General features: G+C 64.5%; 13 protein-coding genes. All 13 read right to left on the reverse strand.

Translation table 11 applies throughout. The features are described 5' to 3' along the window. Positions 1-7 precede the first annotated feature (7 nt). Genes QRN70_RS22440 through QRN70_RS22500 form a run of 13 tightly spaced genes read right to left on the reverse strand, consistent with a single transcriptional unit; the run spans position 8 to position 15,246 of the window. Positions 8-1,927: a hypothetical protein gene (locus QRN70_RS22440; protein WP_285420076.1), complete on the reverse strand. Its 1,920-nt coding sequence runs from the start codon at positions 1,925-1,927 to the stop codon at positions 8-10. Next, positions 1,924-3,231: a lipopolysaccharide biosynthesis protein gene (locus QRN70_RS22445; RefSeq protein WP_285420077.1), complete on the reverse strand. Its 1,308-nt coding sequence runs from the start codon at positions 3,229-3,231 to the stop codon at positions 1,924-1,926. Before QRN70_RS22445 ends, QRN70_RS22440 begins: the two co-directional genes overlap by 4 nt. Further along, positions 3,228-4,229 carry a polysaccharide deacetylase family protein gene (locus QRN70_RS22450; RefSeq protein ID WP_285420078.1) on the reverse strand — a complete coding sequence of 334 codons (1,002 nt, stop codon included), beginning with the start codon at positions 4,227-4,229 and terminating at the stop codon, positions 3,228-3,230. Before QRN70_RS22450 ends, QRN70_RS22445 begins: the two co-directional genes overlap by 4 nt. Positions 4,230-4,242: 13 nt before the next feature. Beyond that, positions 4,243-5,379, reverse strand: coding sequence for a glycosyltransferase (locus QRN70_RS22455; RefSeq protein WP_285420079.1), 1,137 nt, complete (start codon positions 5,377-5,379; stop codon positions 4,243-4,245). Further along, on the reverse strand, positions 5,372-6,340 hold the full coding sequence (locus tag QRN70_RS22460) for a glycosyltransferase (protein ID WP_285420080.1): 969 nt from the start codon (positions 6,338-6,340) through the stop codon (positions 5,372-5,374). Before QRN70_RS22460 ends, QRN70_RS22455 begins: the two co-directional genes overlap by 8 nt. Continuing rightward, complete coding sequence (locus QRN70_RS22465) at positions 6,337-7,707, reverse strand: O-antigen ligase family protein (protein ID WP_285420081.1); 1,371 nt, start codon at positions 7,705-7,707, stop codon at positions 6,337-6,339. The genes QRN70_RS22460 and QRN70_RS22465 overlap by 4 nt, the downstream gene beginning before the upstream one ends. Continuing rightward, positions 7,704-8,795 carry a glycosyltransferase family 4 protein gene (locus QRN70_RS22470; protein WP_285420082.1) on the reverse strand — a complete coding sequence of 364 codons (1,092 nt, stop codon included), beginning with the start codon at positions 8,793-8,795 and terminating at the stop codon, positions 7,704-7,706. Before QRN70_RS22470 ends, QRN70_RS22465 begins: the two co-directional genes overlap by 4 nt. After that, complete coding sequence (locus QRN70_RS22475) at positions 8,792-10,384, reverse strand: GumC family protein (protein ID WP_285420083.1); 1,593 nt, start codon at positions 10,382-10,384, stop codon at positions 8,792-8,794. The genes QRN70_RS22470 and QRN70_RS22475 overlap by 4 nt, the downstream gene beginning before the upstream one ends. Positions 10,385-10,400: 16 nt before the next feature. Further along, positions 10,401-11,426: a polysaccharide biosynthesis/export family protein gene (locus QRN70_RS22480; RefSeq protein ID WP_285420084.1), complete on the reverse strand. Its 1,026-nt coding sequence runs from the start codon at positions 11,424-11,426 to the stop codon at positions 10,401-10,403. Positions 11,427-11,447: 21 nt separating this feature from the next. Continuing rightward, entirely contained in the window at positions 11,448-12,095 is a 648-nt protein-coding gene (locus QRN70_RS22485; protein ID WP_285420085.1) for a CpsD/CapB family tyrosine-protein kinase, read from the reverse strand. After that, positions 12,095-12,841, reverse strand: coding sequence for a sugar transferase (locus QRN70_RS22490; protein WP_285420086.1), 747 nt, complete (start codon positions 12,839-12,841; stop codon positions 12,095-12,097). Before QRN70_RS22490 ends, QRN70_RS22485 begins: the two co-directional genes overlap by 1 nt. Before the next feature lie 18 nt (positions 12,842-12,859). Beyond that, positions 12,860-13,897 (reverse strand): NAD-dependent epimerase/dehydratase family protein, encoded by a 1,038-nt coding sequence (locus QRN70_RS22495; protein ID WP_285420087.1) that lies wholly within the window; start codon positions 13,895-13,897, stop codon positions 12,860-12,862. After that, entirely contained in the window at positions 13,894-15,246 is a 1,353-nt protein-coding gene (locus QRN70_RS22500; RefSeq protein WP_285420088.1) for a UDP-glucose dehydrogenase family protein, read from the reverse strand. The genes QRN70_RS22495 and QRN70_RS22500 overlap by 4 nt, the downstream gene beginning before the upstream one ends. Positions 15,247-15,398: the final 152 nt, after the last annotated feature.

The following is a 15,398-nucleotide window of genomic DNA, read 5'->3' on the forward strand; positions in this document are numbered from 1 at the left end:
GGACGGGTCATGAGGCGCTCCAGCTGAGGGCGAAAAGGGTTTGCCCCGGCAGCTCGAATTGCACTCGACCGTCCTGGCAGGCAAACGGTGCGTCACGGCTGCGATTGTCGGCACCGAAGTAACGCAGGGCGCCACTGTTCAGCGGACACTTGGCGCCGCTCAGATCGACCCGTTGCAGGCGCGTGCCCTTGTTCACGCCGAGCAGGCCGCGCTGCTCGTCGCTGGCCATCGCCAGGACGTCGACTTCAAAGGCGTCGTTCTCCAGCCACAGCACGTTGTGCAGCCAGTGCTGCTGGATGAACTGCTGCGCGTAGCCGACCGGTTTGAGTTGAAAACGCTCATCGCCCAGCACGCGCAACATGCCCTTGGGGTACTGCGGCTCATCGGCGGCCTGGAACCAGTTGAGCATGCTCAGCAGGCCGTCCTGGGACGCATTGATCACCACCGAGGCCCACCACAGCGAGGTGTAGTGGGTTTCCTGATCGTAAGGGCTCAGGCTCGAGCCGCTGGACAGGTTGGTCTGGTCGAGCAGCAAGGCCTTGCGCGGCTGGCCCTGGGCATCCAGGCCGACCAGTTGCGCGGCGCGCCGCACGCTGTCGCGATAGACGCGGGTTGCCAGCAGGTCGCGGATCATCCATTCGTGCCAGGCCAGGGCATCGACCTGGTCGGCGGATTCGCTGAGCAGGCGCCGGGCCCAATCGATGCCGCGCTTGTCCGCCGCGTTATCGGCGAACGGCCCGTTGACCAGCCGCGAACTGGCCGGCATGGCAATGCGCACGCCAGCCCTGGCATTGCCCGGATCGCTGCGCACCTGGGCGGCCATGCTGGTGAAGATCGCCCGGTATTGCGCGTAGCTGGAATAGTTGAGGTTCGGTTCGTCGGCGAAACCGATGTAGTGCGTGCCGTTACCGCCCAGCGCACGGGTACCGGCGAGCCAGGCGGCGAGGCCGCTGTTGCTTTGTAGATCGGCGCGCAGGTCGGCCTGGCGCTGACTGCCGGCCAGCAGGGTGATGTCCTGGCGAATGCCGAACCGGTCCTGATAGGCCTGGCGGAAAGCGTCCTCGAAATGCGGATTTTTCGCGGTGACGTCGACGAAGCTGTAGTAACTGGCTGCCGTCGGTTTCAGTGCATCGAGCGCGGCATGACTGGCGGGCGGCGGCAGCACGTAGGGCAGGGCGATGCCCAGGTCGGGGGTGCGGCCGAGGACTTTTTCGTGGATCGTCAGGTGGGTCTGGCCGGCGTCTTCACGCAGCGGTCTGAGCTGCTGCGGATTCTGCGCAAACAGGTTGGCCGTGCCGTCGAGCCAGAATGCCGCTTTGCCGCTGCCCTGCAGGCGCAGGCGCCAGACCTGCTCGCGGGTACTGACCGGCAGCGCCACCTGATCGAATTGCCAGTAGGCGCGGTACGGCTTCAGCGCCAGTTGCAATTGCTCGCCATCGGCCACGCGCTGTGCTTGCAGGGCACTCACGCCGCCGTGGAACTTGCCCGCCAGCACCGCGTGTTCGCCGGGGGCGATCCTGAAATACAGTTCGTCGCCGTTGTGGGTTTCGGCGCTGAAATGCACCTTGGCCGGGGCGAACAGCGCCACGGTGCCCTGATCGTGTTCGATGCGGTAGCTGCGGAAGCTGTAGCCGGGAATCTCCAGGCGATAGGCGGCTGCGCCAGGCGCCAGCGGCCAGCTCTGGCTGCCCCGGGTTTCGCTGGCCTGTATCAGTCGCTCGCCCTGCAATGTGCCCTGGCCGTCGAGCAGGTACAGATGTTCTTCGTTGGCGTCGGCCTGCCACGCCGGCACCCAGCGCACGGTGACGGTATCCGGGCGATCGGCTTGCAGATACAGGCTGCCGTCGCGAATGTCGCCCCAGCGCATCGCCGCGCCGAAGGCGTCCAGCGTCAGGCCGAGGCCGAACAGCAGGGCCAGGCGCTTCATGCGGCTTTACGCCGTTGCAGCATCAGCCACATGGGCGCGATGTCACTGGGCAGGATAATCAGCGTCTGCCAGAACGGCACGCCGCTCAAGCGGCAGTACAACACCAGCATCGCCACAGTCACCGCCAGGTAGGCGATCGATGAAGCCGCCGCGGCGCCGACGATACCGTAGGCGGGGATCAGCAGCAGGTTCAGCGCCAGATTGAGCAATGCGCCGAGGCCCATCAGCAGGGAGACGCTGCCGGGCCTGTTCTTGCCCAGCAGATCGAGGCGCAGGATGCTCGCATAGCACAGGCCCAGCAGCCCCGGCAGCAGTGCGAGCAGCGCCGGGTAGGCCGGTTGGTAGGCGGCCCCGAACAGGGTGACGATCAGCCACTCGCCGATCAACGCCATGCTCAGGCAGGCGCCGAGCATCACCGTGGCGGTCAGGCGCAGGGCTAGCGGCGTGACCTTGTCCATGCCTTCGTCCTGTTGCAGCAGGCGTTTCATCAGCGGTGTGGTCACCGCTTCCGGAACGATCAGCAGCAGTTCGGCGGCGGCGCTGGCCATGGCGTAATGACCGAGCGCGGTACTGCCGAGCAGGGCGCCGATGAACAGATAATCCGAGCGCAGGATCACTTGCTGGAACAGCAGGTCCGGATGGCTGCGGGCGCTGTAGCGCAGCAGTTCGTTCTGACTGGCGCGGTCCCATTGCAACTGCAGCGGCTGCGCGCGCCGCAGCCACAGCCAACCCGCCAGCACCACCAGGCTGATCCCCGCCAGCCAACTGATCAACGCCGCTTCCAGCGCGGCGCTTTTCCACATCCAGAACAGGGCGACAAACAGCAGCAGCGGTGCCAGCGACTCGATCAGGCGCAGGGCATTGAAGGCGACCACGCCTCCGGAGGCGTTGTGCAGGGTCAGCAGGCCGCTTTTCAGCACGGTCAACGGCACCGCCAGCAGCAACAGCCAGGCCAGCAGGCCGAGTTGCACGGTGACGTCCAGCGTGCTGCCGAATTCGCGCACCAGCGCCACCACCAGCAAGGTCAGCAGACCCGCCAGCAGACAGCCGAACACCAGCACCTGACTGAGCAACAGGCCCATCGGCCGCTGCTTGGCGGCCTGATAGCCGACCGCCGAATTCAACCCGCCGCTGGTGGCGGCGCTGATCAGGTCGGGCAGGGTGCTGAGCAGGGCGAACAGACCTCGTTCGCTGGGCCCGAGAATGCGTGCCAGCAAGACGTTGCGCAGCAGCCGCAAGGCGATCATCGCCAGTTTGGTGCCCATGCTCAGGGCCAGGTGGCGCAGGTAGCTGCTGCGGCTCATGGCCGCGCCCCGCGGAAGATCCGCCACGACAGCAGCTCCGGATTGCGTGCGGTGCGCTGGCTGACCCCGAAGCGCGGCAGGTTCAATGGGTCGCCGCCACCGCGGTAGATGCCGCTGCCCGTGCCAAGGGCGAACGGGTAGTCATGGCGGGCGATCTGTTGCCGCACGCGCGCGTCGTTGTCGCCGTTGGGGTAGCAATACACCGGCAGCGGCCGGTTGCAGCCGTTGTACAAGGCATCGCGGCTGCGGCTGATTTCTTCGCTCAGGCGCACGTCGTCGAGGCCGGTGAGGATCGCATGGCTGGCGCCGTGCGGGCCGAAACGCACCAGGCCGGAAGCTTCCATGGCGCGCACCTGTTGCCAGTCCAGGGCTTGCGGCAGCGAGTCCGGCGGACATTCATCGGTGAGGCGTTCGAGCTCCCGTGGCTCCAGCGTTTTCAGAGTCTGCAGGTAATGCAGCAGCGCCAGGCTGCGGCGCGCCACGTCGATATCGTCGACCAGCACCGGCAGCGGATGACCGATTGCCTGCAGGCATTCGATCAGGTGCATGCGGGCCTTTTCGCCATGGCTGTTCCACAGGGTTTCGCCGATGCTTTCCCACCAGAAGCGCTGGCGACTGCCGATGAAATCGGTGGAGAGAAAAATGCTCGCCGGTACCTGGTGCTTTTGCAGCAGTGGAAACGCGTTGACCGCGTTGTCGCGCCAGCCGTCGTCGAAGGTCAGCGCCACTTGCGGGCGCTCGGTGCGCAGCGCGTTGGGCTGGAGGATTTCCATCAGCGGCACGCAATCGAAATGCCGGCGCAGCCACACCAGCAGGTGCTCGAAGGCTTTCGGTCCGACGCACAGTTCGTTGCGGTGCGGCAGATCGGCGGCGCGGTCGTTGGACAGCACGCGGTGCAGCATCAGGATCACACCGGCGCCGTGCAACTGGTGGCGACCCACGGACGAGTTGAGATAGAGCCAGCCACTGGTGCGTTTCAGCAGTTGTTTGATCGCCATGGCGCTGTCCCTCTCAACGGTTTTGTTCAGGGTTCCACTGGGCGTAACGCTGGCCGCGCAGGAACTGCCACAGGCCGATGCTCATGCCTGCCAGTGTCACCAGCAGGAATGCCGCGAGGCGGAACGGTTTGGGTAAGCGGTGTTGTGAATCGAGCAGCCCGGCAATCGCGATGGCGTAGCCGATCAGCTGCGCGATCAGGCTCAGGCGGTAGAAACCGTGGTCGTCCCACAGCCAGAAGTTGCTCAGCAACAACGGCAGCAGCAGGATCGGCGCCAGACGGCGGATCAGTTTGTGGCTGATCAGCGCAATCGAATACAGGCCGTGCTTGAGTGGATTGAGCAGTTCGCGGCGCTGCGCCAGGCTTTGCAGGCCGCCGACAGTGACCCGCTGGCGGCGGCGAAACTGTTTGTCCGCTTCATCGACGCCGTGGTCGATCACCTGCGCTTCGGGTACGTAGACAATGCGCTTGAACGCCACCGGTGCACAGGTGCTGATGAAGAAATCGTCGTTGACCTCCGCCGGTACGTTCTGGAACAGCTCGCGACGCAGGGCGAGCAGCGCGCCGTCGGCCGAGACCATGCAGCCGGTGCGGTTTTCCACGCGGCGCAGCCAGCCTTCGTAATGCCGGTACAGGCTGTCGCCGACGCTCAGGCCGCCGCCGGTGACCGGGATCACCATATGCCCGGCGCAAGCGCCGACCTGCGGATCGCTGAGCGGCGCCAGCAAGTGGCCGAGGGTGTCGCGCGACCACTGGTTGTCGGCATCGGTGAACACCAGGATGTCGCCTTGCGCCAGGGCGGCGCCGGCATTGAGCGTCGCGGCTTTGCCCTGGCGTGGCAGGTCGAGAACGCTGATGCGTGGATCGACGACTTTGCGCGCGCAGGCCACGGTGGCGTCCGTCGAGCCGTCGCTGGCGAGAATGATCTGCAGGCTGGCCGGCTGGTAATCCTGGGCCAGCAGCGTGCGCAGCTTGTGCTCGATGTGCCGCGCCTCGTTGTGCGCGGCAATCACGATACTGATGTGCAGCGGCGGCGCCGGGGTGTGGCGCCACGCCGGGAACAGCGGCGCGAGCAGGGTCAGCAGCAGCGGATAGCCGACGTAGGCGTAGACCGGCAGCAGCAGGCACAACCAGAAAATGAATTCAGCCACGGGCAGGCCTCCTGGCGTTCCAATGACACAGACTGAGAATGAATGCCGCCCCGGCCAGGTGCAGACGCACCCAGTGCAGGCCCCACAGTTGCAGGGTCAGGCACAGATCGTGGTGCTTGCCGCTCTGGCGCACGCTGAGCACCAGCCCGGGCAGCAATGTCAGCATCACCATGATCGCGGCGTGGTGCGGGAAGCCGTCGAGCAGGGCCGAGATCGCCAGGAAATCCAGGAGCCAGACCACAATCGACAGCAGCGGAAAGCGCAGCAGGCGCAGGCTGAAACCGTGGGTGCGCAGCAGTTGCAGATGACTGCCCTGGCGCCACAATTCCTTGCCCATCCATTCGCGCCAGTTCATTTCGTAGCCCCAGTGCAGGGCCACGCTGTCGTTGACCGAGAAGATCTTCGCGCCCTGTTCGTGCAGGCGCAGGGTGAACTCCTTGTCTTCGCCGGTGCGCAGGCTTTCGTTGAAGCCGCCGACCTTGTCGAACCAGCGTCGGCGCATCAGCAGGTTGGCGCTGGGCAGCCAGTCGACGGCGTGCGCGGCAGCGGCCGACGGGCGCAGGGTGCGGCGCTGCCAGGCGGTGGCGTACCACGGCGCGGCGGCCGGGGTATGCAGATCCAGCCCGAATACATCGGCCTGGCCCGCGGCCTCCAGCTCGAACAGCGGTTTGAGCCAGTCTTCGGGCATCTCGATGTCGGCGTCGATGAACGCCAGCCATTCCCCGCGGGCGATGGCCGTGCCGCGATTGCGCAGGGCACCGATCAGCAGGCCCGGCAGCACCAGCACCTGGGCGCCGAACTGGCGGGCGATCTGCGGGCCGTCATCGCTGGAGCCGTTGTCGACCACAATCAGCTCGCAATCGATATTGGCCGCGTGGGCGGCCTTGCGGGCGGCGAGCAGGGTGCGGCCGATGTGCCGTGCCTCGTTGTACATCGGGATGACGATGCTGATCCGGCTCATGCCCTGGCCTCCGGTAGCGCGGCCTGCTCGGATTTCAGGCGCAGGACGCTGGTCAGCGCGAGCATGATCCACAGGTATTTCTGGTTCGGCGCGCTGAGGAACATCAGGAACAGCGTCAGCGACAGGAAACTCATGCCCAGGTGCGTCATCAGATCGGCCTGCTCCCAGTCGCCTCGCTGCATCCACGCCTTGCGCGCGCGCAGCAGGTTGTACAGGCCCAGGCCGAGCATGCCGACGAACAGCAGGCCGGCGGGGATTCCCAGTTCACTGAAGATTTCCAGGTAGGTGTTGTGCGCCCGGCGATACAGGTCGCCGATCTTGCGGTTAGCGGAAAACGCCTTGGCATAACCGGTGGTCGCGTAGTGCAGCGGAAAGGTGCCGGGGCCGGAACCGAGCAGCGGGTTCTCGCGGATCATCTGGCTGCCGACCACGATGTACGAAGCCCGGCGGCCGAGAGATTCGTCGTCGTGCCCCTTGGCACCGGCGCTGAGCACGCTCAGCGACTGAATGCGCGCGATGTAGCCGGCGGGCATCGCATAGATCGCCAGGGGAATCAGGATGACCACCGCGAGCATGGCAAAGCCGAAATGCCGTGGGCGGATGCGCTTGAGGTTGGCGCGGTAGTGCCACAGGCCGATGGCCAGGCTCAGGGCCAGTACCACCAGCCCGGAACGCGATTCGGTCTTGGTCATGCCGCCCAGCAACAGCAGGCAGCAGGCGCCCCAGAGCAAGCGTTGCAACAGGTTCGGGCTGCGGATCACCAGCAGCAGGCCCAGCGGCACGGCGAAAGCGATCAGCAGGGCGAAGGCGTTGGGGTCTTCGAGGAGGCCGGCGGCGCGGCCCTGGTCCTGGAATTTGCTGGAGAACATGGCCATGGCGCAGGTGGCGCTGACGGCCAGGGTGACCAGGCGGGCGAACAGCTCCAGGTTGAGTTCACGGCCGATCAGCAGGGTAATCACGAACAGGATCAGGCCGACGCTGAGTTCGCGCAGATGCCCCAGGGACATGCCGAGGTCATCGGTGTTCAGCGTGCTGAGCAGATACAGCGCGAGAAACCACACGAGGAAACGCCAGATGTTGCTGCGCAGGCGATCGGCGGGGATCTGGTGCAGCGCCAGTTGCAGCATCAGGATCACCGCCAGCGAAGCACCGAGCAGTTTGCTGCCGGACAGCGAGCTGTCCTTGAAGAAACCTTCGAACGGTACCAGTGCGGCGATGCCGAGCAGGCCCCAGGTGGGTTTGCGAAACAGCACCGCGAAACCCACCAGGCCCAGCACCGCTCCCGGCGCCAGGTACGGATAAGGGCTGGCCAGCAAAGCGATGCAGACCAGACCGAGCAGACTGACGATCGAGAGCGGGAAAATCATGCGCGTGCCTCCCGTGCCGTGCGGATGTACAGCTGCGACCAGCGTTCGGCCAGGGCCTTGAGGTCGTAGCGATCCTGTTGCGTGCGTTTTGCGTTGTCGCACAGCTTGCGCGCCAGGCCCGGTTCGCTCAGCAGCGTATCGAGCTGGCGGGCGAGGGCGGCGCTGTCGGTCGGCGCGGCCATCAGGCCGTTCTGCCGGTGTTCGAGCACATCGGGAATGCCGCCGACGCCGAACGCCACGACCGGCACCCCGGCCTGCATGGCTTCGAGCAGAATCATCGGCGTACCTTCGGTGCGCGAGCTGATCACCAGCGCATCGAGTTGCTGCCACCAGCGGCGCATGTCGGTCTGATACCCCGGCAGGCGAATGCGCTGCTGCAGGCCTGCGGCATCGATGCGCGCCTGCAGCGCTTCGCGTTCCGGGCCGTCGCCGAGCATCACGGCGTCCAGTTGCGGCTGTTGCAGACACAACGGGATCAACGCGTCGAGAAACAGATCCGGGCCTTTCTCGCTGCTCAGGCGCCCGACGTACGCGGCGAGCCAGCGCTGGCGGTCTGCGGTCGGAGTCAGCGTGGCGCTGGCCGGCAAGCCGTTGGGGATCACTTGCAGCTTCTCGGCCCGCACGCTGGCCTGGCGGTGCAGCACGGCGATGCTTTCGGCCACGCACACCACCCGATCCACCGAGGCGGTGCGGCACAGTTGCAGGCTCAGCCAGGTGTAGAACTTCTGCTTGCGACTGCGCGGGGTGAAGCCGTGCTGGGTGATGACCAGCGGCAGGCGCAACAGCGTCGCGCCGACCCAGCCGAACAGCAGCCCCTTGAAATTATGCGTGTTGAGCAACGGCCGCTCGGCCTGGCGCTGGCGCAGGTGCCGCAGCAGGCCACCGAGGCCGGCGCAACCCTGCGCGTCGACCCCGGCCTGGCGGAAGCGCTCGATCAACGTTGCCGGCGCGTCGAGGAATAGCACCTGATGCTGTCCCGGTGTCGCCAGGCAATGATCGAGCAACATCCGCTCGGCCCCATAGAAGCCGCCGCTGCTGAGCAAATGAATGATCGGCAGGGCGGCGTGCGGGGCGGCCGGCGTGTTCAATTGCGCACCCAGTGGACGAAGCTTGGCACGGTCCAGTTCTTGTGCGGATTGCTCGGCAAGGCATTTTCATCGTTGATCACCAGCAGGACCGGCAGGCCCAGCTCGTGGCTGATCTGCGCCGGATGCTTGAAGCGGTGATCGAAGAACTCACGCACATAGACCAGGGCAATCGCCAGCAGCAGACCGGTGAACAGACCGAACGGAATGATCAGCAGCGGTTTGGGGAACGCCGCTTCGGTCGGTTCGAACGGTGGGCTCAGCACCCGCGCATTGGACAGGTCATCGTTGAGGGCACCGGTGGTGCTGCTTTCGGCGAAGCGCTGGGCGTAGGTCGAGAACGCGGCGTGCAGGGCGTCGATCTCGGTGTCCATCTGGCGCAGCTTGCTCTGGGTCTGCTGCAACTGATGGATGCGGTCCTTGAACTCGGCGATGCGCGCGGTTTTCTGATCGATCACCTGCTTGACCACGGCCAGGTCGTTGGTGCGCTCCTGGATGCGGTTGCTCACCACTTTGAGGAACTGCTGGCGAGTGCGGGCGATCTGTTCGCGGGTCAGCAGCATCGGCTCGCTGCCGGGCTGGAACACGGCAAGGTCGTTCATGTAGCGGCTGACCTGGGTGGTCAGTTGCTCGCCGAGCTGTTTGATCTCGCGATCCTCGAACGCGACGTTATCCACGGTGGTGGTGAAGGTGTAGGGGAAGGTGTAGTCGTTGAGTTTGTTGTTGCTGGCGGCAGCCAGACTGGTTTTCAGGTACTCCAGCCAGCGTTGGCTTTGCAGCAGGCGATCCTGGTACAGGTTCAGCGCCTGCTCTTCGGTGTTGATCGCGTTCAGGCGGAAGGTGATTTCCTCCTTCGGATCGGAGGAGCCGACACTTTCCAGCAACGCCTGGCGGTTGCCTTCCAGGCCATCGAGACGCACCTGATACAGGTGCTTCTTGGTTTCGTAGAACGACTGCGGCAGGTCGATCGATTGCAGGGCCTGACGGCTGACCAGATAGTTCTGCAGCAGGGCGGCGACGAACGTCGTGCCTTGATGCGGATCGGGGAAGCTGTAGACGATCGAGATCACGTTGGAGCCGGGCAGGGTCTCGATCTTCAGGCTGTCGATGGCTTGCTGGGTCAGTGCGTCGAGCGCGGTGTCGCGCACCGGATCGGTCTCCAGGCCCAGAGCGTTGCGCACCGGATTGACCACGTACTGGCGCAGTGGCGAGCTGACATAGCGCTTGAACGGTTCGCTCACCAGGCGGTTGAACATGCCGGGCGGCGGGGTGTATTCACCCTTGTCGCGCAGTTCGCTGATGGTCTGGCGGATCAGCGCCGGCGAGCGGAGGATGTTGCTCTCGGTTTCCATGTCCGCCAGCGATGGCGGAATGAACGTGGCGTTGTCCACCGTCAGCGACGTGGTGGCGTCGCCCTGGGAGAGTTTTTTCGACTGCACGATCACCTGGGCGGTGATATCGAAGCTCTGTTTGAGCAACAGCGGCAGCACCAGCGCGATCACTGCAAAGATCAGGAAGACACGCTTCACCAGTTGCTTGTTGGCGAAGAAGATCCTGAAGAACTCATGCAGGTAGTTTTCCTTTGGGTTCATGTCGGTCACCTGAGAGTCAGTTGTTGTTGCTGTCTTTGTTGTCGACGCGGTAGCCGAAGCTGAACCCGACGCCCTGGAACAGCACCACGTCGGCCAGTTGCCGGGCGAGTTCGCCGGCGCTGGCCAGTTTGGTTTTCGGCACGTACAGCATGTCGTCCGGTTGCAGGTAGGCGATTTGCGGGGCGTCGCCGGACAGGGCCTTCTCGACGTCGTAACGCACGGCCTGCACCTGATTGCCGTTGCGGCGCATGATCACTACCGAATCCAGCCGCGCCTTGACGTTGGTGCCACGGGCCAGGGTCAGCGCTTCAAGCACCGAAACCGGCCGGCGGATCGGATACGAACCCGGCTGGGCGACCTCGCCGAGCACATAGATCTCGTTGCCGGCGGTGGACTTGAGCAGCACATCGACGGTCATCCTTCCCGGCAATTGCGCGTACTTCTGGTTGAGGAAGGTTTCCAGCTGATTGACGGTCATGCCTTGCAGTGGCACGGCGCCGATTTCCGGAAAGCTCGCGTAGCCGTCGGTGCCGACGGTGATCTCGCGGCTCATGCCGGTGGCCGGGTGATTGAGGGCGCTTTTCAGGTTCTGCTCGTTGGTCAGCGGGCTGATGATCTGCACCGTCAACTGATTGCGGTTGGGCTGAAACAGTTGTTTGCGCTGGTAGGCGCGCTGGATTTCCTCGCGTGCTTCGTCGCTGGTCAGTCCGGCGATTTTCACCGAGGTGTTGGCGCCGGGCAGTTCGATGGTGCCGTCGGGCAGCACCAGTTGATTGCCGTTGAGCTGGCTGGCCGCGGTGAAGTTGAGGCCGATCTGGTCACCCGACTGCACGCGGTAGGCGTCCGAGCCGCTGGTGCTGATGTGGAAGATCACATCCAGCACGTCTTGCGGGCGCAGGGTCTGCTCGACCTTGGGCATGTCGGTAGCCTGGGCGTTGGCCGGGGTGGCGGTGAGGATATTCACCGGCATGTTCTGCGTTTCGGAGGTGCTGGAGCAGCCTGCAAGCGGCAGCATCAGCAGCACAAGAATCTTGGCGTTCATGGCGTCATCCTTTGCGTTTGCTTACAGGTTTTTGTAGAGCCACTTGGGCATGTAGTACTTGCGGCGGTTGAAGACGCTGCCGACCACCTTCGCTCCGGCCTGGGTCAGCCGTTGCACCGCGGCCTGGGCGACTTCCCAGCGCGTGTCCTCGGCGCGGACCACAAACACCACGCCGTCGACCTGGGTGCTCAGCACCAGGGTGTCGGCGGCCGAGTACACCGCGTCGCCGTCGATCACCACGAAGCGGTACTGGCTGCCCAACTGGTCGAGCAGCGGGCTCAGGCGTTCGGCGGTCAGGTGTTCCGTGGTGCGCACCGGCCGGCCGTTGGGCAGCACATGGAACGGCAGGCTCGACACCTGCACCACGCAGTCCTGCAGCAGCGGCGGGTTGTCCGGGTTGAAAAGCAGGTCGCGCAGGCCGCGCTCCTTGCTCAGGTTCAACTGCTGGGTGAGGTTGTTCGCCGACTGACTGGCGTCGACCAGCAGCACCTGGCCGCTGCTCATCTGTGCCAGTTGGCCGGCCAGCGCCAGGGCACTGGTGGTGGTGCCGGCGCCAGGGTTGGCGGCGGTCAGGAACAGGATCCGCAGATCCAGGTCCAGCACGGTGGCGGTCAGGTTCGACTCGCTGGGGCTGGCGATGCTCAGGCTTTTGTTGGTTGAACCGTCCATTAGCTTGCTCCGTGGCCGCTGAATACTTTGAAGGGGGTTTTCAACAGAATCTTCAGATCAAGCAAAAGGCTCTGCTCGGCGATATAGCTGAGGTCCAACTCAACGCGCTGGTCGAAGTCGATATTGCTGCGCCCGGAGATCTGCCACAGGCCGGTCATGCCGGGGTAGATGCTCAGGCGTGCGAGGTGATTGTCCTTGTAGCGGTAGGCGTTGAACGAGGTCGGCCGGGGACCGACCAGGCGCATGTCGCCGGTCACCACGTTGATCAGGTTGGGCAATTCATCGAGGCTGGTACGCCGCAGGAAGCCGCCGATGCCGGTGATGCGCGGATCGCGGTCGATCTTGAAATCGATGGCGTCGACACCGTGCTTGTTCAGGTGGCGCAGCGACTCTTTCAGTTCTTCGGCGTTGGCGACCATGGTGCGGAACTTGAACATGCCGAACTTGCGCCCGCGGTAGCCGGTGCGTTTCTGCACGAACATCACCGGGCCCGGGCTGGTGAACTTGATGGCCAGCGCCAGACCGAGCAGCAGCGGCGAAATCAGCAGCAGAATCAGCAGCGCGCCGAGGCAGGCGACGACCCGGTTGGTGCGCGACAGGGTCCATGGCCGGCCGCCGTCGCGGCCGGTGACCCAGCCACGACCCTGGCGGTGGATCGCGGCGTCGAGGCGCATTCGTTGTTCCGGGTCCATGCGTTTGTCACGACGCAGTTCCTGAATCGGTACACCTTTCTCATGTCCAGTCATGGAGTCCTCCGCTGATGTTCAGCCGCGAGCGGCGCGTGGGCGATAGGCAGTGGGGTAGTAGTCGCGGAACCAGGCGACGAAGCGCCCCAGTCCCTCATCCAGCTCGATGCGTGGCTGGAATCCGGTGGCCTGGGCCAGGTCGGCCGTTTCGGCGCAGGTGTTGAGCACATCGCCCGGTTGCAGCGGCAGCAGCTCGACGATGGCTTTCAGGCCCAGGTGTTTCTCCATCAGCGCCAGGTAGGTTTTCAGCGCGACCGGGTGATGCCCGCCAATGTTGAACAGGCACCACGGGGCCATGCTGCTGCCGGCGTCGGGGTGCTCGCGGTCCCACTCCGGGTGGGCGTGCGGCGGATGCGTGACGAGGCGGGCGATGCTCTCGACGATGTCGTCGATGTAGGTGAAGTCGCGCTGATGCTCGCCGTAGTTGAACAGCTTCAACGGCGTGCCGTCGGTGATCGCTCGGGCGAACTGGATCGGCGACATGTCCGGCCGTCCCCACGGCCCGTACACCGTGAAAAAGCGCAGGCCGGTGCACGGCGTGCCGAACAGGTGGCTGTAGCTGTGAGCCATCAGCTCGTTGGCTTTTTTCGTCGCCGCGTACAGCGACAGCGGGTGGTTGACGCCGTCTTTCACCGAGTAGGGCGTGTGCTGGTTGGCGCCATACACCGAGCTCGACGAGGCGTAGATCAAATGCTCGACCGGATGATGGCGGCAGCTTTCGAGGATATTCAGGAACCCGTTGAGGTTGCTGTCCAGATAGGCCCGTGGATTCTCCAGCGAGTAACGCACGCCGGCCTGTGCCGCGAGATGGATCACCACTTGCGGCTGTTCGCGGACGAACACGCTGTCGATCGCCGCCGCATCGGCAAGATCCGCCGTGACCAGCTGGAAATCGCCGACCTGGGCGCGCACCCAGCTCACGCGGTCATGCTTGAGCTGTGGGTCGTAGTAGGTGTTGAAATTGTCCAGGCCGACCACGTGATGGCCGTCGCGCATCAGCCGCAATACGCAATGGGCACCAATGAAACCGGCCGCACCGGTGACGAGCACCTTCATGGCCGCAGACCTTCGGGCGCGATGTGCCGCAGGCCGATACCGCTGTAGTGCAGGCCGGCGGCCGCGACGTGTTCCGGGTTGTAGAGATTGCGCCCGTCGATCACCACCCGCGCGCGCAGCTTGCTGGCGAGCAACTCGAAATCCACCACGCGAAAGTTTTTCCACTCGGTGCAGATCACCAGGGCATCGGCATCCTCCAGGGTGTCGTCGCGCGTGGCGCACAGGTGCAGGTCATTGCGGTAACCGTAAAGACGCCGGCACTCGGACATGGCTTCCGGATCGTAGGCCTGCACGCTGGCGCCTTCGGCCCACAGCGCGTCCATCAGGTAGCGGCTGGGGGCTTCGCGCATGTCGTCGGTATTGGGCTTGAACGCCAGGCCCCAGATGGCAATCGACTTGCCGGCCAGGCCCTGGGGGAACTGCGCCTTGAGCTTGCTGAAGAGGATGTGCCGCTGCGCGTCGTTGACGTCGGTGACGCTGCGCAGCAGTTTCAACGGCATGCCGTTGTGCTCGGCGGTGTGCAGCAGGGCGCGCAGGTCCTTGGGGAAGCACGAGCCGCCAAAGCCGCAGCCGGGGTAGATGAAGTGGTAGCCGATGCGCGGATCGGAGCCGATGCCCTTGCGTACCGCTTCGATGTCGGCGCCGAGCAATTCGGTGAGGTTGGCCAGTTCGTTCATGAAACTGATGCGGGTGGCGAGCATCGCGTTGGCCGCGTACTTGGTCAGTTCGGCGCTGCGGTTGTCCATGAACATGAGTTTTTCGTGATTGCGGCAGAACGGCGCGTAGAGTTCGCTCATCTGCTCGCGGGCCTCGTCGTCACGGGTGCCGACGATGATCCGGTCGGGGCGCATGCAGTCGGCGAGGGCGCTGCCTTCCTTGAGAAATTCCGGGTTGGACACCACCCGTACCAGCAGGCTGCCCTTGCCGCGCCGCTGCAGTTCCTCGCTGGCAGTGGCCAGCACCTGGTCCGCGGTGCCCACCGGTACTGTGGACTTGATGATCAGGGTGCGATCGGCCTCCATGAAACTGGCAATCTGCCGGGCGACGTTGAGCACGTGGCTGAGGTCGGCGGAGCCGTCCTCATCGGCCGGCGTGCCGACCGCAATGAAGATCAGTTCGGCATGTTCCACCGCATCACTGGCCTGGGTGGTGAATAACAAGCGGCCGGCCTTGATGTTTTCTTCCAATGTCGCGGACAAACCCGGTTCGCTAATAGGCGGCACGGCTTGTTGCAGTTGTTTAATCTTGTTCGGATCAATATCAACGCATAAAACGCGATGTCCGACATCGGCAAGTGCCGCTGCTTGAATCAGGCCAACATAGCCCGTACCAAATACGCTCACGTCCATATTGGCGTGCCTCGTAAGACGGTGGAAGAAGATCAAATTGGAACTGTCAAAAGGGGTATAGCGCAGGGTGGGAAAAGCGTGTCAGCAAAATGACATGTTGCACGTGTATAACAGCCCCATTTTTGGGGGCGATTGGCCATCAAGTGCTTGCT

Source organism: Pseudomonas sp. efr-133-TYG-5, assembly GCF_030209175.1.
GTDB lineage: Bacteria > Pseudomonadota > Gammaproteobacteria > Pseudomonadales > Pseudomonadaceae > Aquipseudomonas.